The sequence below is a fragment of the Amycolatopsis taiwanensis DSM 45107 genome (genome assembly GCF_000519205.1).
In the GTDB taxonomy this organism is placed as follows: Bacteria; Actinomycetota; Actinomycetes; order Mycobacteriales; family Pseudonocardiaceae; genus Amycolatopsis_E; species Amycolatopsis_E taiwanensis.
Genome location: NZ_KI912601.1, coordinates 135,104 through 156,330 on the forward strand (window position 1 = coordinate 135,104; position 21,227 = coordinate 156,330).

Genomic DNA, 21,227 nt, shown 5'->3' on the forward strand with positions numbered 1-21,227 from the left:
GCTGATATCGGCGGATTAGCTGGTCCAGGGGCCTCTTGGGTGTTGGTTCCGGCTCAGCCAGAGCTGCGGTTGCAGGAGTTCGTACTGTGGGGCAAAGTCGTTGTCTCCTGGGAACCGGCCATCGCGGTCTGGCCAAAGCAGTTGCAGGAAGGGCACGGCAGGAGTGACTCGGTAGAAGCCCATGGCGGCGCCGAAGAACGTTGCGTACCAGCCCTCATCGATGGACCGGACGGTAACGAGGTAGTCGTTGCCGAGGACCTCATCAAGTTCGTCGCCCGCGCTCAGGGTGCGGCCGGCAGCGACCTGAGCGCCGACCGTGTTCAGACACCGCATCGCGATCGCAGGGTCAAGGCCGAACAGTGCGATCTCGGGTACCCGATAGGAGTGCCACAGGCCGACCGTAAAAGCCCAGCCGGGACTCGTGTCGTCCTCAGGAATCGCCAGAACGCCCCAGCCTGTCTGGTCGATGTTACTGATCAACTTGGCGTCGACGTCGTCGATCTGGTCTCGGTCGCCATAGTCCTGACAGACCAGGCATCGACAGATAGATGTGTTGTCAGTGGACATAGCGAGAACAGTAACGAAGCCGCCACGTTCCTGGTTAGACGCGAAGCGCACGTGTCTACCTCGGCATCTTGTCAGGAAACTCGACCACCGGTCGGATTCTCTACGCGATCGACCGAACTCACGTCCACCAGGACAAGGGCGCGACCTCGGGCCGCGGTCGATCAACGAACTCACGACAGTTCAGACAGTTGAGCCATGACCGTGTCGATCCCACGCCTGCCCAGCGTGTCAAAGAAAGGAGAATTTGCATGGCTACGTCTGAGGAGATCGAACGCCGTGTCGAGGCAAACGATGCGGCCCGCAGTGCGAGGAGAGCCGCTGCGGCCAAGCGGGTCGGTGAACTCGCCCAGCAGCGGGCTTCCGTCGTCGAGCAGCTGGCTGGCATCGAGCATGAACTCGGCGATGTCCTCGCTTCCGCCCAGGATGTCATCGACGTCGACGAACTGGCTCGGTTCACCGACGTCCCGGCATCCGATCTCACACAATGGCTCACCGCGCGCACGACCCGAAAGCCGACCCGCGCCAAACGCAAACGGCCACCCACCAACCCGTCGGGCGCGAACAACGACACCAGCGCAGAACCGCCTTCGGCGACGACACCGGACGCGGGTCGGGAAGCCACGCCGAGAAGGCCCGCCACACCTGGCGCCAGCGCCCCACACGCGCATATCCCGGCGGAGGTCACATGACGCCGCACAACCGCACCTCGGATGGGGTATTAAGTCCAGGCCACAGCCAGATCGTGTGCTTCCAGCGCCCTGCGGGTGGTGATCGTCAAGCCATAAAACCCTGTACAGCCGAGAAATCGAGCACATCGTGACCACGTCATCTAACGCCCCTCGCCGGAGGCCGGTCCGGCCGTCGAGCACGGGTCGTCGTGGTTGGTCGATGGTGGTGCAGACGTCCCGGTTCGTCGGCCGCGTCGTGCGGGGGCTGATCGCCGCCATGATGCTGCTCGCGCTCGTCGCGGGTTTGCCGTGGGCGTTGTGGCACTACATCGGCTGGCCGCTGCCGCATCACATCCCGACCTTGGCAGAGGTCCAAGGCGTGCTGCTGGGCCCGATGACTACGACGTTCGTGCTGGATGTGTTGGCTTGCCTGTGCTGGATCACGTGGGCCGCCTTCACCGTCGACGTTGGTCGCTGTGGGATGGAGGTGGTGCGGGGGGCACGGTTGCCGGACCTGTCGACCGTCGGGCCGGTGCACACGCTCGCCGCTGTGCTCGTGGGCGGGGTCATGTTGTCCCTCCTGGGCAATCGATCAGCGCCGGCCTCGGCTCCTGTGCTCTCGACCGCGCTCGGGACCGGCTCGGAGGTGGTCGCGACCGCACCGGCCTGGCAGCACGCGCAACCGCACGGTGAGGCCCTCGCTGTGCGGAACGTTGTCCTTACGACGCAATGGTCGGGCGGCAGTTCGACGACCGGAACCGCGCCCGTATCCGTTACCTCGGTGGTGGTGAGGGCACCAGCGAACGGGGTGCACGATTCGCTGTGGCGGATCGCCGAGCGAACCCTCGGTGATGGAGCGCGCTGGCCGGAGATCTTCGAACTCAACAAGGGCAAACCCCAACCCGGCGGCCACACCCTCACCCAGCCGAGCTTGATCTTTCCCGGTGAGGAGCTTCTCCTCCCCACGACCACGGCGACATCCCCGACACAGAACCCCAACCCTCCGGCGATCTCACCTACGCCGACGAGCACCGCGCCACCCACCAGTTCGCCGTCAACCACGAGCCCGCCACCCGCCAGCCGAGCACCATCGACGCCTGTTCCCTCCACCCAGGCACCGGCGACCCACCCGACACCGCCAGCCCTGACCGGAACAGGGTCGGAACCGTCGTCGCCCGCGCGAGAGCCGGGAACGCGATGGGGACCAGAGCTGTTCGTCGGCCTGGGACTCGCGGCGGCGGTCAGCGCCGCGCTCGTGGTCGCTCGCCGCCGCTACCGCGCCCGATACCGGCCCGGCAGCGGCGACCGCGACGACCTCCCGGTGGCGCCTGTGGTCTACCAACTGCGCTTGGCGCACCTGCGGGCCGACCAGGACGACGAGATCGACCTTGAGGAGAACACCGACCAGGGTGGCCGAGGAGAGCACGTCCCCTCGCCGCCCCTGGTGGTCGGCGCGTCCGACCCGGACTCGCCTCCTTCGTGCGCGCCGGGATTAGGCGTGCGTGACGGCCGTGAGATCGCCCTGAACCTGGCCAGGGCACGTGGTCTCGGCCTCGTAGGTCCCGGCGCCCCTGGCGCGGTACGCGCGCTTTTGCTGGCCACCCTCACGTCAACCGCGGCGGCAGGCGCGACGGTGGTGGTCCCCGCCGAGGATCTGGCTGCCCTGCTCGGGCACGCCGCCACACGCACGCACCTGCCCACAGCACTGCGCGTCGTCGACAACCTCCAGGCAGCGCTCGATGCGCTGGAGGCCGAAACCCTGGTACGCGCGGCGGCCCACCGCGAACAGGACACCGCGCCGCAGGTGTGGCCGGCCCTGGTGCTGGTGGCCCAACCACCGCAGCAACAACACCAGCGGCTGCAAGCGATCCTGGACAACGGCGCGCCGTTCGGCGTCACCGGGCTTCTTATGGGCCAGTGGCAACCCGGCATCACCTGCTACGTCCGCGCCGACGGCACGATCTCGGCCACCGGGCCCGGGCTGGGCGAGGCCCTGCGCGGCACCCACATGTTCCACCTCGGCGACAACCACACCGCCGAGGTGCTGACCCTGTTGAGCCAAGCCGACCCTCGTTCAGCCATCGAGGAGGACACCGTCATATCGCCGGTATCGAGGCCCAGGATCGTGCCGGCCCACACCGCCGTCGACCAAGCTCCCCGCCAGCCCAACCTGTTCGGCACACGCCACTCAGACCACACCGACGCCGAACCGGTCCCCGACTCCCCACTGGAGGTCACTGCCGCGAGCCACCCACCGGCAACTTCCGACACCCAGTTAGAGATCCTTGGTTCGAGGCGCCCACCAGAACCTGCCCCGAGCCAGTGCCCACAAGCCGCTGCGCCCCAACAACCTGCCGCGTCCCGCACCATCGTGGACGAACCGGAAACGCCCAACATGCACGCGCCTGTCGCCGAGCCCATGTCCAGATCAGACTGTGAAGCTGGCGCATTACGGGTTCCGGTCACCATCACGGTGCTGGGCGCCCTGCGCGTGCACTGGCATCCAGACCCCACCACCGTCGAACACGAGGAGCGGGAAATCACCGGGGCGCTGCAGCCCCGGACCCAGGAACTGTTGGTGCTGCTGGCGTTGCATCCTGGCGGTACCACCCGCGACTCGCTCGTCTCGGCGCTATGGGGCGACCAGCCACCGGCCCGCCCGACCAACGCCTTGCACACCGCGCTATCCCGGTTGCGCCGCGACTTCGCCGCGGCCACCGGCGGTGCGGTCACCGACATCACCTCCGTCGACAACGGCCACTACCAGCTCGATCCGGCGATCGTCGATGTGGACTACTGGCGCTTCGCGAAGGCCGTCACTGCCCGCCGCACGGCCACCACCGAGCAGCAACGGATCGACGCCTACCGAAAGGTCGTCACCAGCTATAGCGGGCCCCTAGCCGAAGGCATGTCGAAGATCGAGTGGATCGAGCCTGCACGGGAGGCGACCCGCCGCGACGCCATCGACGCCGTAGCCGCCCTGGCACGGGCCATGGTCGAGCACGATCCACAACAGACACTTGACCTCCTGGAGATCGCACGGGCCTTCGATCCACACAACGAGGCCCTTTACCGGGACATCATGCGACTACAGGAACGGCTCGGGCAGCTTGACGCCATCCCCCGCACCCTGGCCCTGCTGACCACCCGACTGGCCGAGATCAACGAGGCACCCAGCGAGCACGCCATCACACTCGCGACCCGGCTACGGCAACACCACCGGACAACAACTGACACACCCGCACGGCGACCCCAACCCGATGCGACCATCCCGCGGCGTCACGCCGCCAGCTGACCATGACCGCGGCAACGACGACCGCCGGCGTGCCTCACCCGGCATCCGCCCGGCTGGGTCGCCCGCACGCGTCCCACCATGGGTTTTGGCGGGGAAGCCTACTCCCCCGCATCGTCGGCGCCGGGCGACTTGTCGTGGTCATGACCGCTGCGCCGACGGTGAGCTTGAGCGCGCGCGATGAGATCTTTGTGGCGGCGCGCCCACTCCCGCACCGGCCCGATCGCGACCAAGAACTCCTCCATCGGTGGAGTCAAAGAGTAATACACCTCAGCCGGAAACGTCGGCGGATTGGACTCGGTGCGCACCAAAAGACCCTCTTCGGTCATCTTCTTCAATGCGCGCGCCAAAATGCTATCCTGCAGCGGTGTTTGCCTGTCCGACCATTCCGCACCATAGGAAAAAGAATTGATCGTGGAAAGAATGTCAGCCCGCCGCATTTCACCTTCGGCAAGAGTCACCAGGATCGCCGGCGCCCACTTGTCGTTGAGCAACTGCTTCACGTCATAAAACTGCCGCAGCAACTCCCCGTCCACGGCCATGAGTACCTCCCCTGTACGCGGCACGACACCCTCACCGCGCCACTTGTCCCATTACTCGGCCGAGTCCCCCTCGACCTGCCGCATGCCCGATCCCGTCTGGTCAACACGATCGCCCCGCCACGACGCGTCTCCCACACGTGGATCATGACAATCCCGACATTACTCCGAACAGTCCGAACTCGGCCACCGTAGTCCTACTCAAACGACCGTGAGCACTTGTCACCAACAGTCATCACAGGCGGGATCATCGGCGCGGATCGTGACGCCCGACAGGGGTTCATACAGGGGATCAGGATGGGGTTCAGACGGGGGATCACGTTAGACCACCACCCCCTACGCCTGGCGAAGCTGCTGCTCACCGGGGCCGTAAGGGGATCCGCTGGTATCCCAGACTCGCTTGGCCACAAGCCGGTAGACACATCGGGGCGGACTGCGTGGGCGGCCGTCCTCCTAACCCTGTTCGGTCGGCTACATATTTCGCCTCGCCTCCCACATTCCTCACTCCTCTTGTTTTCTTATTTCATTTCCTATCGTGCGATTCTATTGTTTTCCGACCCCGCCGAACTTTTCGCTCTCGACTGTCGACACTGCCTGCCCAGGTCGTCGACCTGCGGGAACCCAAACAGGCACGGAAAGAGTCTTGAAAAAGAGCGGCGTTTTCGGTTGCACGCAACACGGCGCAGAGTCATAATTGAATTGTCGCCGGGGAACCGGAAATCACATCGAATACCACGCCCGGCGCGAGCTATGTCCAACGAAGACCACCCGTAAATAACCGGAAATGTCCCGCAGAATGCGCGCCCGTCCGCCGCGCGATACCCGAAAGGACTCGCGATGACCACGCCGACCCCGCACCCGGCATCCGCTACCGCCGCCCCGTCGGGTGGGTCGGTGCCCCGGTTGCGTAACGGTGAGCTGCGCGCGATGGTTGCGCGGGTGCTCGCCGAGTCCGGGCAGGACCTGACACCCCGCGCCATCGCGCACACCCTGAACCGGTCATCAGGCGCGGTGGGCAACGCGTGCAAGGTGTTGGCCGACCGGGGCGAGGCGGAACTCGCCGCGACCGCGCCGCTGGCCTACCGGGCGACCGCGACCACCGCCTCCGCCGCAACCACGCCCGCCACGTCTAGCACTTCCCACCCGCGCCGCCCCAAAAAGACCCCCGTCACACCTGCGCCCGCCATGTCCGGGGCGAGTTCGGCGGCACCGGTCACCGGTCCCGTGATGCGCCCGAACGGCATGGCCTACCACCCCCGCCAGTTGTCGGGGATGCCGGATGTGACCGCGCTGCGCAAGCTCCGCGAGGCAGGTGTCGCGGCCCTGATGTACGGACCGCCCGGAACCGGGAAGACGTCAGTGGTCGAGGCGGCGTTTCCGGACTTGGTGACGGTGCAGGGCGACGGGGACACCACGGTCGCCGACCTGGTCGGCGAGTACACCCAAACCGGGGACGGGCGGTACGTGTTCGTCCACGGCCCCCTGGTCCGCGCGATGCGCGAGGGTCGGACCCTGTTCATCGACGACGCCACCCTGATCCCGCCGACCGTGCTCGCCGTGGTGTACCCAGCGATGGACGGACGCCGCCAGATCATCATCAAGGCCAACGGCGGCGAGGTTATCGACGCCGCACCGGGTTTCTACGTGGTCGCCGGACACAACCCCGGCGTGCATGGCGCGGTGCTCACCGATGCCCTGTCGTCGCGGTTCGCCGCGCAGATCCACGTGTCCACTGACTACGACCTCGCTGCGCAACTGAACATCGACCGCCGCGCGGTCAAGATCGCCCGCAACCTGGCCACCCGACAGGCCAACGGTGAGGTCGGATGGGCACCCCAACTGCGGGAGCTGTTGGCATTCCAAAAGATCGCCGACGTGTTGGGCGCGAGTGCCGCCGCCGGAAACCTGGTCGGCACTGCCCCGGAAGACGACCGCGCCATCGTCGCCGCCGTGGTGCGCGACGTGTTCGGCGGCACCGTCGCCCCGCTGTCCCTCGGTTCCCGCATCTGAATCCGCCCCGCCAGACAGCCAATCCACCGACCGTCCCGAAAGGACAGCCGACGCCATGAGCACCCACCTCGCCACCGACCCCGCCGCCACCGGCGCCGCCGTGTTCCCCACCCACCCCGAATGGCTCACCCTGTCCGCCGCGCTGGCCGAGGAGGTCGGTGTGATCGCCGACCGGGAAGACCTCCTCGTGTCCATCGCGCCCGGCGCGGGCGGCGGCGCCCCGGCGTGTTTCTACCCCGCCCGCGCGCTGATCGAGGTCGACGGCACCCACCTCGGCGTCGATCCCGCCACCGTCAACCCCGCCAACCTGTCCGACCGCCCCCGCTACGCGACCACATGGGGACTGTTGACCCACGAATGCGGGCACGCCAAACACACCGCCTGGGAGCCCCCGAAAGACGCGCCGCCCGCCGTGGTCGACGCCGCGATGTTGTTGGAAGAGCCTCGGATGGAAGCCGCGCAGATCCGCCGCCGCCCGGATGACCGGCACTGGTTGCGGGCGAGTGCGCGCGGCATCGTCGCCGCCGACCTGCACCTGTTCGCCGACCCCGCCCGCGCGCCACAGATGACGCGCACCGACGCCGCCCGCGCCGCCGCCCTGTTGCTGGCACGGGTGGACGGCGGAATCCTCACCCGCGTCGAAGCCGACCCCCTCGCCCGTGTCATCGACAACGTGCTCGGCGCGGACCTTGGCAAGCTACGCGCGGTGTGGCGCAAGGCGTTACACACCGCCGACAACGACGGCGAGGCGATGCTCGACCTCGGGCGGCAATGGTGCGAGATCGTCGGCACCGACCCGAACACCCCACCGAACCCCGGCGCTGCACCCGACCAGTCCAGCAGCCCGAACAGTTCCAGCACCCCGTCACCGTCGCCGTTGGCGGGCGCAATCGCCGCCGTGCTGGACACCGTCGCATCGAAGGTCGCGTCGGAGAAGGCACCGGAAGACCCCGCCACCCGCGCCGCCGCCGCACAGGCACGCGAGAACATTGCGAAGAAGATCGCCGACCAGGCCGCGCGGTCGGTATTCGGCGTCACGCCCGGCTCACGCAAAGGGCGCACCGCCTGCACCGGCACCCGCCCACCCACCACCGAGGAACGCACCGCCGCGCGGGTGCTGGCGCGCGCCCTGTCCACCGCCGGGATCCGCGACCGGGTGGCGGTCAAGACCACCTCGATCGTCCCGCCCGGACGGTTACGGATGCGCGGCGCGCTCGCCGCCGACGCGCAACGCGCCGCCGGAGCGCTGCCCACCGCCGAACCGTTCACCCGCACCACCCGCACCCCGGTCCCGACCCCGCCGCTACGACTCGCGATCGCGTGCGACGTGTCCGGCACGATGGGCTGGGCACGCGACCACGTTGCCTCGGCGGCATGGATCCTGGCCAATGCCGCCCGCCACACCACCGTGCCCGCCCAGACCGCGACCGTGATCTTCGGCGACCGGGTACGCCCGCTGACCATGCCCGGCAAAGCCCCCGCCGTGGTCACCGAGTTCGCCTCCAACGACAACTGGGAAGACATCCCCACCGCGATCGACGCCCTCGACGGCGCGCTCGGACTGTCCACCCCCGGCGCGGCGCGACTGCTGGTGATCGTGTCCGACGGCCGCTACCGCGACCAGCCACGCCGGGACGGACAGAAGAAACTCAACCGGTTACGCGCCAACGGGTGCGCCGTGCTGTGGCTGACCACCCGCGACACCGACACCCCACTGGACGGAGCAACCGTGCACCGGTTGACCGACCCCACCACCGCCGCCCGCGCCATCGGGCGCTCCGCCACCACCGCCCTGCGCGCCACTGCCCGCTGAACCTGCCTCAGCCGGGGGCGGGCCCACCAACCCCGCCCCGGCCGCAGCCCCATCGAACAACACACCAGAGGTGATCACCATGAACAACAACCCCATCGCGACCGTCGGCGACCTCATCGCCGCCATCACCACCTACGACCCCGCCACCCCGATCCGGGTCGCTACCCAGCCCAACTACCCGATGGAACACACCCTCGCGCGTGTCGTGTGCACACCCAACGACGCCGAAGGCGACGGCACACCGCCTACCGACCCACCCATCGTCTGGCTGGGTATCGGTGGCCAGGTCGGCTACCTGCCCCGACCCGCCGCCGACGCGCTGGGGTGGTCGCGATGAACACGACCACCCCGTCCGCACTCGCCGCCGAACTGGCTGAGCGCGCCGTGTACATCGCGCACCTACCAAGCCACCGCCCAATGTCAGAGCTGCGCAACGCACTCGGCACCCGTTGACCCGATCCGGTCGTTACCGCCGGAACAACGCCCCGGCGGGAATCCCGCCAACACGTGAAGACGAAAGGTTGCCATGACCACTGTGATCACCATCGAAGCGCGACCGCTGTCGCCGCCGAGGACGGCTACCCCTACGGCCTAGACGCCGACATCGCCGGGCAGACCGTGCGCGTCAGTATCGAGCGTGGCTTGTCCCATTCCGAGAGCTACGCGACCGACGACGGGGTGTGGACCTGTATTGTCCGGGACCTCGCCCACGAGTGGTGGGACACCACCCCGACACCGCGCCGTCATGGTCCTCGCCCCGACCCCGACGACGCCCACGCTCTCGCTCCATCTCCTCGGCGCCGTCAACGCGCTGCTGGCCACCACCCACGGCTACAACGGCGAACGCCGCATCACCCCGAACGACATGACCTCGGCACGCAATCACGGCGGCACGCTACGCGTCATCGAACACAACGACGGCAGCGTCACCTTCACCAAAGCCCACCATGGCGGGTGCCCGTTCATAACCAGCTCAGGGACCCAGGACTGCGACAACGAGTGCGCCTTCGAGCACCCCGCCCAGGTGCAACGGGCGCTCGCTCAGTGACCACCACCACCGCCGACCTCTACGACGGACGCGAACCGCGCCATCTAACTCGACTTCGAGGCGATCATGCTGGCCAAGGTCGAGCCGCAACGGGTGGCTGCGATCGTCGCCGACGCTGATCGGCCCACGCCATAGCAGACCCTTGCTCTTTTAGCCTCTGTGGCTGCTGGTCGAGTATTCGGAGAAGATCTCGCTGAGGATGCGACGCGCGTTCGGGCCTCTTCATCGGCTCGGCCCACGGTTTGAGCGCAGGCGATGAGCGTTTTCCATAGGGCCCAGCCGCGCCCGCGTGCCCATGTCGCCTCGTCGCTGGTTAGGCGCTCGCGGAACGCCTGGCGGCCGTCGGCGGTGGGACAGGGATGGGTAGCGGCAGTCGGGGAGCGAGCGCCGGAAGCCACCGTTGTTCCTTGCCGACCGCCAGTGCGTACTCGGACGCGCTGGGCAGACGCGCCACGATTGTGTCGCCGAGGTGGAAGGTGACGTTATCCCAACCGTTCTTGGCCACGGGCCGAACCGGGAGGCCGGCCCACTGCGGGAACTGGTCGCCGATCAACCGGCGCACCTGCTCCGCGCCGACGCTGACGCGCTTGGGTACGGGACCAAGATCCGGTGTGCTGCTCAAAGCGGCATCCTTTCCTGATACGGAAAGTCGAAGGGTGAGACCAGGACGATAGTTCGTGCCGTGAGGCAACAAACGAGCACCGACAAGACAGAACCGAACGACATGCTGTCACCGCACCACGGCCGCCGGCGCCAAGTCGACGCCACGAGGCTCACCTGCAGTCATCCTCTCATGCCGTGGATGAACTGGCGAAAATCCCGTTGCCCACGGGCGCTGATCGGGAACAATCCTGGCCCATGGATCTGGAGGAGTTGTCGGCGCGGCTCGACTCGTTGGTCTTTCCGACACGCCAGCGCGTTCTGGCTGACACCGCACGGTCGCTGGCCGGGACGCCGGCGCTGACCGCCCTGCTGGCGGAATTGGAGGGCCAGTCCGGCATCGCACGCACGTGGGCAGTGATGATGGCGATTGTCGCGGGTGACCAGACCTATCTGCGGCGCTGCCCGACCTCGCCCGACATAGCGGTAGCGGCAGCTGCGGTGAACTACTGCGTGCGAAAGGGCCTGCACTTCGAGGTGATCGCTGATGCGCTGCCGACCGCGCCGATGGCGTGGCGGCGCTCGCTCTATAGCGCATTGCGTGCCAAGAACAGGGTTGAGTGGGCGAGCAGCCTGCTGCCTTCGGTGCGCGAGCGGTTCGGCGATCACGAGGCGGCAGCCCTGTTGCCGGCCTGCAATACGGCTACGGTCACAACGCTGCTGCCCGAGTTGGACTTCGCGGTGGCGAACGTGGAAGTACTCGCCCGTCGGCATCCCGCCGTGGTGCTGGGTCACCTGCGGCGTCGACTGGTCGAGGCGGGTGAGGCCGAGCGTGCCGGTGTGTGGGCGCGCTACGGCGCGGCGGTCGGCGGTCTTGCCCGGCATGACTCCGGGCAGGTCCTCGAATTGCTGGAGCGGTGGGGACCGGTGACCGGGTTGCCGCTTGGGGCCGGCCGCTGGCTGGTCATGCTGGCCAAGGTCGAGCCGGAACGGGTGGCCGCGATCCTCGCCGACCCTGATCGGCGCATCCGTTTTCATCCCAGTCGAAACCTGTGCCAGGCGTTGCGGCAGGCGTCGGACGTGTCCCTGGCGGCACTGGCGCGTGCCGTGATCGGTGACCACGATCGTCTGACCACGCTGCTGCGTCGGCTCCCGCCGTCGCGGCGGGCGCGAGTGTTGGATGCCGCACTGGGCGGCCGGGACATCGTCGCGGCCGGACTGCCCACCCCGGTGTTGGATCTCCTGCATTGGCAGGCACGGCACGCCCAGGCACGCCGGCTGCTGACCACTCGGCCCGTGGCGGACAACCCTGGGGTCCGGTTGGAGGTCACCGCCCGGCTGCCGTGGGCGGAGGCCGAACCGATGCTGCAGGCGCAGACGGCTCGCCCGGTCGCCGCCGAGCGCGAGCACGCCTACCCGCTCCTGATAGGCGCGGCGGCGGCCACCCGCGACCCGAACACGGTCGGACAGGTGTTGGCGTCGCTGACCCGGCTGCCCAACGAACAGGATCCGGTCCGCCGCGCGGCGATGCAGGCGATCGCCGCGATCCCCGCGCGGCTGTTCCGGCCGTCCGACCTGCCGCAGGTGGAGAAGATGGCCACCGACGCCTTGCAGGCCAGGGACGCGTCCTGGACCACGCGGCAGGCCGTGGAGGCCGTGGCCGTGGGCCTGGTCCGACACGGCGCGGTGACCACCGATTCCCTCGTGGTCGACTGCGGTTTGCGGATCATGGAACTGGCCGGCGGGCACACCCGCATGCTCAACCTGTACAACCTGGACCGGAACTTGCCGCGCGGTGCGGAACACGCCGTGTTCGAGGTGTTGCGGCCGCGTATCGCCGCCGACGCGCGGGTCGACCGCCACGAACTCGCGCTGTCGCTCGCGGCGGGCCTGCGGCGGCGTGCCTGGGCCATGCCGGATCTGCAGGACTACCTCGGCGCGGCCATCACCGCGGCCTCGGACAGCACGGTCCGGCGCGCGATTGATCTCTGGTTGGCGTCACCGGCGAGCCGAGCGGAACGGGTCGAGATCGTGTTCGGCCACGACCCGTCGACGATCACCGTGGCCTCGGTCGCGGACGCGATCAGCCGCCTACGCACCGACCTGTTGGACCGAGTGCTGGACCAGCCGCTGCACGGCCGGTTCGTCAAGCCCGGTGTCCGGGTCGTGCCGATCTTCCACGGCTCGCTGCGGCACTGGCTGCCCCGCCAGGTCACTCGGTATGCCGAACTGCTGGCCGACCTGGCCACCGCACCGGGAAAGACGGTCTGGGAACGGGTGGCCGCCGTGCGGCGGCTGGGTCGGCTGCCCGGGGCCGGGGCCGACGCGGTGCGACCGTTCCTCTCCAACGATGAGGTGGCAGTGGTCGAGGCCGCTCTGGCAGCACTAGCCTGGACCGATCGTCCTGACCAGGTGCTGGGCGAGCTGCTCAGCTACGCCGATTCTGATCGTGCACGGGTCGCGGTGTACGCGGCGAGTCGCTGCGCCCGCGCCGTCTCACCCGAGATGGTGCTGGATGCACTGCGGCCGGTGCTCTCCGGCCGAAAGGTGACCTCCCGCAAGGAGGCGGTGCGGCTGATCGCCGAGCACCGCGCGCCCGGCGCTGTGGACGAGTTGACGGCGTTGTGGGCCGATCCGGACCTACACCGCGATGTCCGGCGCAGCGTCGTCTCGGCGGCGCGATGGGTGCTGGACGACGATCGCGTGTGGACGATGCTGTCCGACGCCGCTACGGCGGATGGCTCGGTTGCCATGGCGCTGGCCGACACCGGACCGTTCACTGTCGCCGAGCGGCACCGGGCTCGGTACGGCGTACTGGTCCGGACCGTGGCCGGTCATCCAGATCCCGACGCGGCTCGTGCGGGATTGTCCGCGTGGCCGTCATGGGCGGCCTGCGACCACGACGGCGCAGCATCGCTGGCGACGGTGATCTGCGACCTGCACAACACCGCCACCTGGCGGGCAGCGGTCGACGGGCTGATCACAGCCTGCGCGCTCACCCGTGATGCAGCGCCACTGCGTGCAGTGGTCGCGACATTGGCCAGCGTGGACGCGGTGATGGGTCCGGATCGGGATCTGCCGGCCCGCCAGCGTGTGCGCCACCTAGTGGAGAGTCTCGCAGCCCGCGTCGACATGTCGGGTGAGGCCCTGCGCGGTGTGGCGGATGCGATGTCCGAGGTGTTGGCCTCCACCGCGGAATACCGAGCAGACGGGCTCGCACTGGCCGTGGCCGCGTTGCCTCGGCGGGGCGACCTGTTGCCGGCGTTGCGACGGATCGCCAACCTCGCGGATCGACCGGTGCTGGCGTGGTGCGTCACGGACTGGCTGGAACGCTGGCTGACCGCACACGATCCGGGTCGGCCGTCGTTGTTGCCCACCGCTCGCGATCTTTCGACGACGTCCACGGGTGCGCTACTGGCCGCCGGCATCGCCGCCCAGGCCGGCCCGTACGCGGGCTGGCCGGCACCGTGGCGCGATCTCGTACTGGCACTACGCAAGCATGCCGACCCCGATATCCGCGAGCGCGCCCTACGAACTGCCACTGCCCCCGAATGACGTTGTGCCGGTGCAAGCGACCTCGCAAGGAACGGATCACAGCAGACGGCCCGCCGGAATGGACAGTGCACGACATCTGAACGCACGCTGATGCCGAGGTACGGGCGATGGCGTGACTTCAGTAGCAGTGCGTTTCCTCCCGACCACTGGAGGCTGCTGCCGAACGAGCGGACGTGAATGTAGTTGCGCCCCGGAGGGACGATCCCGTTGGGGCGCAACCACATCGGCCATGCTGGGCGGCTCAGTTCACGGGCGCGGCGGTAGTCGACTGCTCCGCCGGGGCGAGCGCGAAACGCCTCGGCCTGTCGTTGGTCTTCACGGCGGTACTGTCGGCAACCAGCTTGTCCAGCACGTTGCTCACCGCGCCGCTGGACTTCCCGCCCAGGGCCTTGGCGATCGCGGTGGGACCGAACTCCTCGCCGGGGTGGTCGCGCAGGTAGTCCTCGACCATGCCCCGCAGCGCACCGGGTGCCAGCCGCTCGGCCTTCTGGACTCCTCCGCTATCAGATGCCGCGTCGTGGGCAGTCGTCCCGCCGTCGGCGGGTTCGGTCGCCTCGGTGACGGCGGGTTCACTGTCTGGCGGTGCGATCTTCTCGGACTCTGCCTCCGAAGAGGCCGACGCGGTCGCGTATTGGGCGTCGTCGGCTGCGGTGGTCGTGGGCTCCGTTTCCGCAGGCTCGGCGGTAACGCTCTCGGACGGTGTGGCGTCGTCGGGCACGGCGTCGGCGTCGGGCGTGGCCAGGGCTCTGGACGCGATGGTGGGGTCGTCCAGCGCGGTGTCCGTCGGGACGGTTTCTTCCGCCGCCGGCTCATTGGCGGGTACGTCGGCACCGGTGCTGTCGGTGTCGGTGATCGTCCACAGGTCGGCGGCGCGCCGACCACCCTCGGCGATCCCAGGGGTGCGGGTGACGGTGCGGTCGCTCTCCCAGCGGGTCAGGATCTTCTGCGCGGTCGACTTCCCGATCTTTGCCGCGACCGACAGCTCGGCGGCGCTACTGTTGGGGTGGGCGTACAACGCAGCCCACAGCTTGTCTTCGGCGTCGGTGCGCACCGGCGCGGTGGTGGTCTGGTCAGGCACTGGCCGCAGTGCGCGGGCTGAGCCGGTCGTGCGGGTGGTACGGGCTTTGCGGGTACGGGTCTTGGTGGACATGACGTCCCTCGATTCGCGGTTCGTGGTCGGTGCTGGTCATTCCCCAGCCGGAGCGGTGTGACCCCCGGTGCGCTGCCGGTGTGGTCGGGCCACACGACTATGAACGCTTCCTTCGGCCCATGAAGTCAAGCGGGTTCGGCAAACAAGATTACTATCTCATGTAGACATTCGATCAACGTGCTCGAAATCTTTGCCCCACAAGGCGTGCATTTCCTGCCGTCGCCTATACGGGCGTTGACAATCGCGCGGCGACGAAGCGTCCATATAGGTCAGCCAACCGGCCAACCGACGTCAGAACCCGAAGGGACGCATAGACAATGTCGACCGACTACAACATCCCCGAACCGCCTGAAACAGCCCTCAACGCGGCCGTAGATACGGCGAAACGCGGCCCTGCACCCGATCACGCCAACGCGACCGCCGGGGCCCCGCGGTCGCACGAGGAGGTGGCGATGTGGGAATGGGAAGAGTTGCCGCCAAACACGATGATCCTCGCCCCTGCGTTCGACCCGCCGCCGATGCGGTGCCCGGACGGTGTGTGGGCGATGCTCGTGGCGGCGGTTGACCTCGTCGGTGACGCCGATCCCGACCGGGCGGGAGGGGTGGCGTTGTTCGCCGGGTGCTGGGTGCCCGACCAGCCACCGGCCGATGGCCTGTATGGCGGTGATCTCGTCGTGCGCCTGACGAACCCGGCCGGCCCGACCTACCCGCTGCCCTACAACCACGTGGCCGATGTCGAGATGCTGCTGGCCTTCCACGGCCGCTGGCAGTGTGTCGGCCGATGGTGCGGGGTTGACGACCGCTGGCCGCATATCGTCGCGCCCGCCGCCGCCGCTGTGATGGGCTTGCACGGCGTTCTCCGTGAAGCCACCGTGTCGTGCAATAGGCCACAGCCGCCGATCACGTGGACGAGTGCCGGTGTCGCCGAATTGCTGGATGCGGGACTGGTCAAGGTTGGCGAGGAGTTGTTGTTCTGGAATCAGCGCAACCTTGGCATCCGCCACAGCGCCCGGATCCGCGCCGACGGTGCGCTCGTCCTCACCGACGGCCAGGTGTATGCGAACCCGTCCGGTGCCACCACTGCGCTGGGCGGCACCCACCAGAACATCTGGGGCACGTTTCGCCGTGCCTCCGACGGACGCACCTAAAGTGATCTGCGAACCGAGCTTCATGCACGGCGAGGACAGTAAGTCCCGCCACCCGTAGCACGTTGTCCACGCCGGACGCCGCCTTGCGTGAGGCTTCGCCATGTGGCGGCGTCCGGCCAACCCGGAGGTATTCACCATAACCACATCAGAGTCCACAGTAGATTCTCTCGTCGTGTGGGGTGCGCGCCGGGGTAGGTCCCGGCTTTACCCTGGAGATCGCTGCGGTGCGATTGGCCAACGACATCGCCGAGTTACGCGACGACGGCGGCATTCCGGCCGACGTGCGCACCGTGACCACCGTACTTCCACTACAGCGAGTTCTAGAAATCAGAGTGCAGGCTTGTCGGTCGAAGCCGACCCGGACCGCACCACCATCCGCGAGGTGTCCAACACCCTATTCGAACTCGCCATTTTCCGGAGTTGGCGGCTGCGGCGTTGCGATGGGTAGGCGGCATCTCCGGCATACGTTGTCCAGGCCCGCAATGCGGGGTCGCGGCCAACCGTAGGTGCCGGATCGTGGAGCATCGCCGGGCGCCGGAACAGCACGGAACCTCCGAGGCCATTCAGGCGCCCGGTGGTCAGCCATCAGCGCGGCGCGGGCTTGCGGTTGTCGTGGACCAGTCACTCATACGGGCCCGCTCTGTCAGTGTGGTGATGAGCGGTTCTGGCTGGACGATGAGGCCGGCGAGGCTGCTATGAGTGTGCTCGACCGAGGCGACGAAGTCGGGGTGGGTCGCCCCGAGGGCCAGGAGTGCCTGATAGGCGACGAAGAAGGCGTTGGTGTGACATACCCGACGCCGATCGGGCGGGAGAGCTGCGGCGACGTCGTCGACGCGGTAGGTGCCGAGATGTTGGTAGGCGATCAGGAGACCTTCTCTGCGCACGATGGGGATATCGTCCTCGGACAGGCTTGGGACGACAACGGGGTGGCGGTGCAGCTGCTCATGTCTGGCGATGGCGCGGACCGCCTCGAGTTGTGGTACGACGGGATCGACCAGGTGACCTGGCGACCGTACCCAGGCCACATGGTGCGGAACACGGCACGTGCGAACCTTGGTGGGGTTCGCCATCGCCATCTCTTGCGGTTCGTCGAGCCTGATGTGTCCGTCATCGTGCAGCGCGAACAGGGCGACCTCGGCAATGTCCGTCTGCAGGCCGAGCATGCGGGCGGCGAGACAGGTTTCGACGGCGACCTCGAGCGGTTCGCGGGGAGGGCCGCCGGCAGCACGGTGAACTTCGACGGAGCCGAGCGCGCGGGCCGGTGCTGGGCCAGCACCGTGATGGAGCAGGAGAGTGCGCATGGCGTCTTCGTCGATAGGTAGCACGGTGTCGGGTGCGGGAACCCGCGGCCTGCCAAACGTCATTTCGCCACCATCGTCTGGCGGTTCGAACGGTGTGGTTGCCTGTCGATCAGCGGTGTCCTCGCACCAGGTCAGCAGAAGCCGCAGGATCCTGTCCACCAGGCCGGTGCGCTCGACTGCGGCAATCTCGGCCGGCACTGCTTCGGCGAGCCACGCAGTGCAGGCCGCCTTGTCCTCGTCGAGGTAGCAACGTAGTGCTTGCAGGACGGCCAGGATGTCGCGGTCGCCGGCCTGGATTGGGATCTCTTGCTCGCGAGCGAGGTCGGCGATGCGCCCAATCGCCGCGAAGACCCGAAATGCCCTGTGCTCCTGAGTTGTCATGCCCCCGATGCACGCGATGCCGAGGTTCCGTATCACTGTCGCGATGTCGAACCGTTGTAGTGCTCTCGCTCGGGCGGTGTCTTCGAACCGAGCAACAATGGCGTCTGCCCCGTCCCAGTCCCCGGTGTCGACGCACGCTTCGGCGATGATCCGCAGGACCTGGGGATACTCGGTATGATCGTGGTTCATCTGGGCGAGCAGTGCCTCACCCTGGGTCCGGGCTTCGGCGGCGCGCCCGGTTCTGATCAGCTGGTTGAGCCCGAGTAGTTCGTCGAACCAGTCGAGCCGGGTCGTGGTCGGGAGCATCCGGTGGAAGTCTCGCAGTGCGGACTGCAACGCGGCCAGTTGGGGATGCTCGGCCCCGTGATTCAGCAGGTTCTGCACAGTCGCACCGGCCCATCGAATGGACTCCGCCGCAGCTTGCTCGTGCAACGCTACCGCGCGGGGTACCTCGGCGATCAATCGCTCCAGGGCCGACACGATCTGATCAGCAACGTCGCGTGGACGGTCGGCCAGTTGATATAGCACGTGCGCGTAGGACGCGAGTGTCTGGATACGGAGAACGGCCGACTCGTCATCGGTCACGCTGTCCAGGTATGTCAATTCCGCAACCACATATCTCGCCACGCGCGGCCATGCCTCCCAGGCTCCGAGGACACCTGCGGTGTTACCCCACAAAAGAGCGCTCGCGCGGTTGACGACGCCCAGTTCGATGGTGCGTTCCGACAGTTCGATGGCATGAGACACGATGCTGACCGCCGCCCGCGTCTCGTCGCTCGACGTGAACGTCTGCAACCACGCTTGCGCGCAGAATGTCAGCTTGAACAGGGTGATGTCGGTGACGCCTTCGTTATCGACCAGACCCCGAACGATGAACTGAACGATGTCGTTCATGGCCACTGAGACACCGATCGGTCCGACGTCGATGGGGCCGCCGGACTCGATCAAAGGTAGGGGCAGAGGTTCATCCGCTGTCACCAGCGAGTCACGTTTCATCGCTCGCACGACCTCGCCCACGGGAGGATCAGACTGTGCGTAGTGTGGAAAGGTATTCAGCACCGTGTCTGCCGCAGCGGCCAACAGCAGTTGTACCGGGATCTGCCGCGACGCGACGAAGGCCGCACCACGCAACGCCTGCGCGGCCAGCACAGCCGCAGGGTCCGTGCGTCCGGTCACCCGCTGCCACATCGCGGTGATCGTGCCCACGACGGTGTCCGGGTAGCCCACAGGGACCGAGGGCCTGTCGTCCATCGCTCGTTGCAGCAGCCTCTCGAACTTGGCGATGGAACGAGCGAGATCGCTGTGATACTCCAACACCGTGGCCATCAGATAGGCCGCCGTGATCTCCAGGGCAAGCGGCCAGTTGTGCAGTCGAGTCGCCAGCCGCCGCAGTGACCGACGATCGTCATCCGCCGGTGAACGTCCCGCGAGAATACGGCGAGCGAGCAGATCGACGGCTTCGCTGTCGGTCATGGCACCCACCTCAACCTTCGCAGCGGCCGGTCCGACCAGCCGAGTCTGATCCGTACTGGTCACGATGACGTGACCATGGCCGCTGGGCGGGATCCAGTCCCGTACCACCATCTGATCCGCGCAGTTGTCGAACACCAGTAGCCAGGGCCTCGCGCTGCGCCCGAGCGCGCCGACAACCCGCTGCCGCAAAGGGACAGCCCGATCACCATCTGCAAGAAGGCCATGGTCCTGCAGCCATACCGCGACCGCAGTGAACGACGCCGTGATCCGCGATGATGTTGTCGCATCGATCCACATGATCATCGCGTAGGTGTCGGCGTTGTCATCGGACCATGCCGCAGCCAGGCTGCTCTTGCCGATACCCGACAGGCCAGTCAAGACACACACCGGTGCCCTGTCACGCGGCACCGGAACCGGCAGGTGCTCCCGCATCCGCGCTAGCACTTCGGGCCGCGGAATATCACCGGTTCGAGGCAACGGCGTCACCGGAACAGCCCAGTCTCGCTCACGCATCAACGCCTTCAACGACGCCGCATCCGTCCCCAATACGGCGAGGAGATCAGGCATGGTCAACTCCGTTTGAGCGGCGCCCGCTCCTTTCGCCATCACCTCCCACAGCAGATAGCCAGTCACCAACCCGGCCGCGTCCCACCCCACCGTCGACGGAGCGACGTGATGCCGCGCGGCGCGCACGCGTTCTCGCACGTCCATACGGACCTGCTCGATGCCCCGCGTGTCCAGCACAACTTGCACACGCCGCATCCGCTCCCAAAACCGCTCATCCTTGGTCGCCAAGACGGCCGCGACCTTCGACCGCCCAGCCACGGCGAGCACACGCTCCCGCAGGTCGGACTTGCCAGCCCGCAACACCGCCAGCAACTTGGTGAGACGGTCATCGGCCGACCGATTGGTGACCACCAGATACCGCTCGGCGGCATGAGTCAACAGCCGCACCAGAATGTCCAGCAACTGGGCCGCGGTCATGACGGCGGCCACGCCGCCGCTTTTCACCTGGGCAACGGTCCGGGTCCGCTCGCCACATCGCAACGAGAAATCGACAACGTCCTGGTCGGCATCAACCGCGGTGGTGAGGACGTCCTCAACCCCCAACGCAGTCACCTCCGCATCGTCAGAGAACACCGCCGACAGCCCGTATTCCAACGTCCACAGAAACTGGAACTCGAACCCGCGTATGGCGTCCTGTCCGCCCACCTGCGTGACTCCTTAAGCCTCGACCGAGCAGCCTCACCAAGCCGCCACCACGCGGTGACTCCGTGCAGTGGATCCACTTCGCGTGAGACCGATACAGAAACTCGGCCACCGTACTCCCGGGCACCGACAACAACGACGGTGTGCGTACCGAGAAATAGGTCCGTGCAGGTCAACGGGCATCGGCAGGGACTCGTTGCTGCTCCGCTTCGCCTACCTTGCCATCAGCCATGCTTTCGGCGCCCTACGACTGTTACCGATGTCCGAGCACGAGAACGACACCGAGATCCTCGCTCTGCGTCACCAGTTGGGCGGCGCGTAACGGCAACTCGCCGGCCAACGCCCCCAACTCCGGCCCGAGGACAGGGCGTGCTGGTACCGCAGTCTGTGCGACGTTGCGCCGGATACGGCTGCTGGTCCAACCAGACACCATGCTGCGCGGGCATCGTGACCTGGCGAAACACCGTCATACC

The 21,227-nt window shown here is 67.5% G+C and carries 13 protein-coding genes; 8 read left to right on the forward strand and 5 right to left on the reverse strand.

The window, feature by feature from the left end; genetic code table 11:
- Nucleotides 1-15: 15 nt before the first annotated feature.
- Nucleotides 16-567, reverse strand: coding sequence for a DUF4262 domain-containing protein (locus A3CU_RS0140175; protein WP_043844200.1), 552 nt, complete (start codon nt 565-567; stop codon nt 16-18).
- Nucleotides 568-815: 248 nt separating this feature from the next.
- On the opposite strand from A3CU_RS0140175, the gene A3CU_RS52005 reads away from it, so the two are divergent.
- Nucleotides 816-1,256: a hypothetical protein gene (locus A3CU_RS52005; RefSeq protein WP_084144207.1), complete on the forward strand. Its 441-nt coding sequence runs from the start codon at nt 816-818 to the stop codon at nt 1,254-1,256.
- Between the two features lie 199 nt (nt 1,257-1,455).
- The gene (locus A3CU_RS0140185; RefSeq protein ID WP_245617541.1) at nt 1,456-4,530 is read left to right on the forward strand and encodes a BTAD domain-containing putative transcriptional regulator; all 3,075 of its coding nucleotides are present in this window, start codon (nt 1,456-1,458) and stop codon (nt 4,528-4,530) included.
- 98 nt (nt 4,531-4,628) lie between these two features.
- On the opposite strand, the gene A3CU_RS0140190 is transcribed toward A3CU_RS0140185, so the two are convergent.
- Nucleotides 4,629-5,069 (reverse strand): winged helix-turn-helix transcriptional regulator, encoded by a 441-nt coding sequence (locus A3CU_RS0140190; RefSeq protein WP_027946978.1) that lies wholly within the window; start codon nt 5,067-5,069, stop codon nt 4,629-4,631.
- Nucleotides 5,070-5,903: 834 nt separating this feature from the next.
- Here A3CU_RS0140190 and A3CU_RS0140195 point away from each other — a divergent pair.
- From A3CU_RS0140195 to A3CU_RS49170, 4 genes are all read left to right on the forward strand, one after another.
- Entirely contained in the window at nt 5,904-7,076 is a 1,173-nt protein-coding gene (locus tag A3CU_RS0140195) for an AAA family ATPase (RefSeq protein ID WP_027946979.1), read from the forward strand.
- Between the two features lie 55 nt (nt 7,077-7,131).
- Complete coding sequence (locus tag A3CU_RS0140200; protein WP_027946980.1) at nt 7,132-8,889, forward strand: vWA domain-containing protein; 1,758 nt, start codon at nt 7,132-7,134, stop codon at nt 8,887-8,889.
- A 79-nt stretch (nt 8,890-8,968) separates the two neighbouring features.
- The gene (locus A3CU_RS0140205; RefSeq protein ID WP_027946981.1) at nt 8,969-9,226 is read left to right on the forward strand and encodes a hypothetical protein; all 258 of its coding nucleotides are present in this window, start codon (nt 8,969-8,971) and stop codon (nt 9,224-9,226) included.
- Nucleotides 9,227-9,634: 408 nt separating this feature from the next.
- Nucleotides 9,635-9,937, forward strand: a complete 303-nt coding sequence (locus A3CU_RS49170) for a hypothetical protein (protein WP_027946982.1) — start codon at nt 9,635-9,637, stop codon at nt 9,935-9,937.
- 313 nt (nt 9,938-10,250) lie between these two features.
- On the opposite strand, the gene A3CU_RS0140215 is transcribed toward A3CU_RS49170, so the two are convergent.
- Nucleotides 10,251-10,559: a phosphotransferase gene (locus A3CU_RS0140215; RefSeq protein ID WP_027946983.1), complete on the reverse strand. Its 309-nt coding sequence runs from the start codon at nt 10,557-10,559 to the stop codon at nt 10,251-10,253.
- A gap of 236 nt (nt 10,560-10,795) precedes the next feature.
- Here A3CU_RS0140215 and A3CU_RS0140220 point away from each other — a divergent pair, with 236 nt between their 5' ends.
- A complete protein-coding gene (locus A3CU_RS0140220; RefSeq protein WP_027946984.1) occupies nt 10,796-14,092 on the forward strand; it encodes a hypothetical protein in 3,297 nt (1,098 codons plus the stop codon).
- Nucleotides 14,093-14,333: 241 nt separating this feature from the next.
- Here the strand turns inward: A3CU_RS0140220 and A3CU_RS0140225 are convergent, their stop codons facing one another.
- Nucleotides 14,334-15,242: a MarR family transcriptional regulator gene (locus A3CU_RS0140225; RefSeq protein ID WP_027946985.1), complete on the reverse strand. Its 909-nt coding sequence runs from the start codon at nt 15,240-15,242 to the stop codon at nt 14,334-14,336.
- A gap of 452 nt (nt 15,243-15,694) precedes the next feature.
- Here A3CU_RS0140225 and A3CU_RS49175 point away from each other — a divergent pair, with 452 nt between their 5' ends.
- Nucleotides 15,695-16,390, forward strand: coding sequence for a restriction system modified-DNA reader domain-containing protein (locus tag A3CU_RS49175; protein WP_245617542.1), 696 nt, complete (start codon nt 15,695-15,697; stop codon nt 16,388-16,390).
- Between the two features lie 578 nt (nt 16,391-16,968).
- Here the strand turns inward: A3CU_RS49175 and A3CU_RS0140235 are convergent.
- Entirely contained in the window at nt 16,969-20,757 is a 3,789-nt protein-coding gene (locus tag A3CU_RS0140235; protein WP_027946986.1) for a bifunctional sulfate adenylyltransferase/adenylylsulfate kinase, read from the reverse strand.
- Nucleotides 20,758-21,227: the final 470 nt, after the last annotated feature.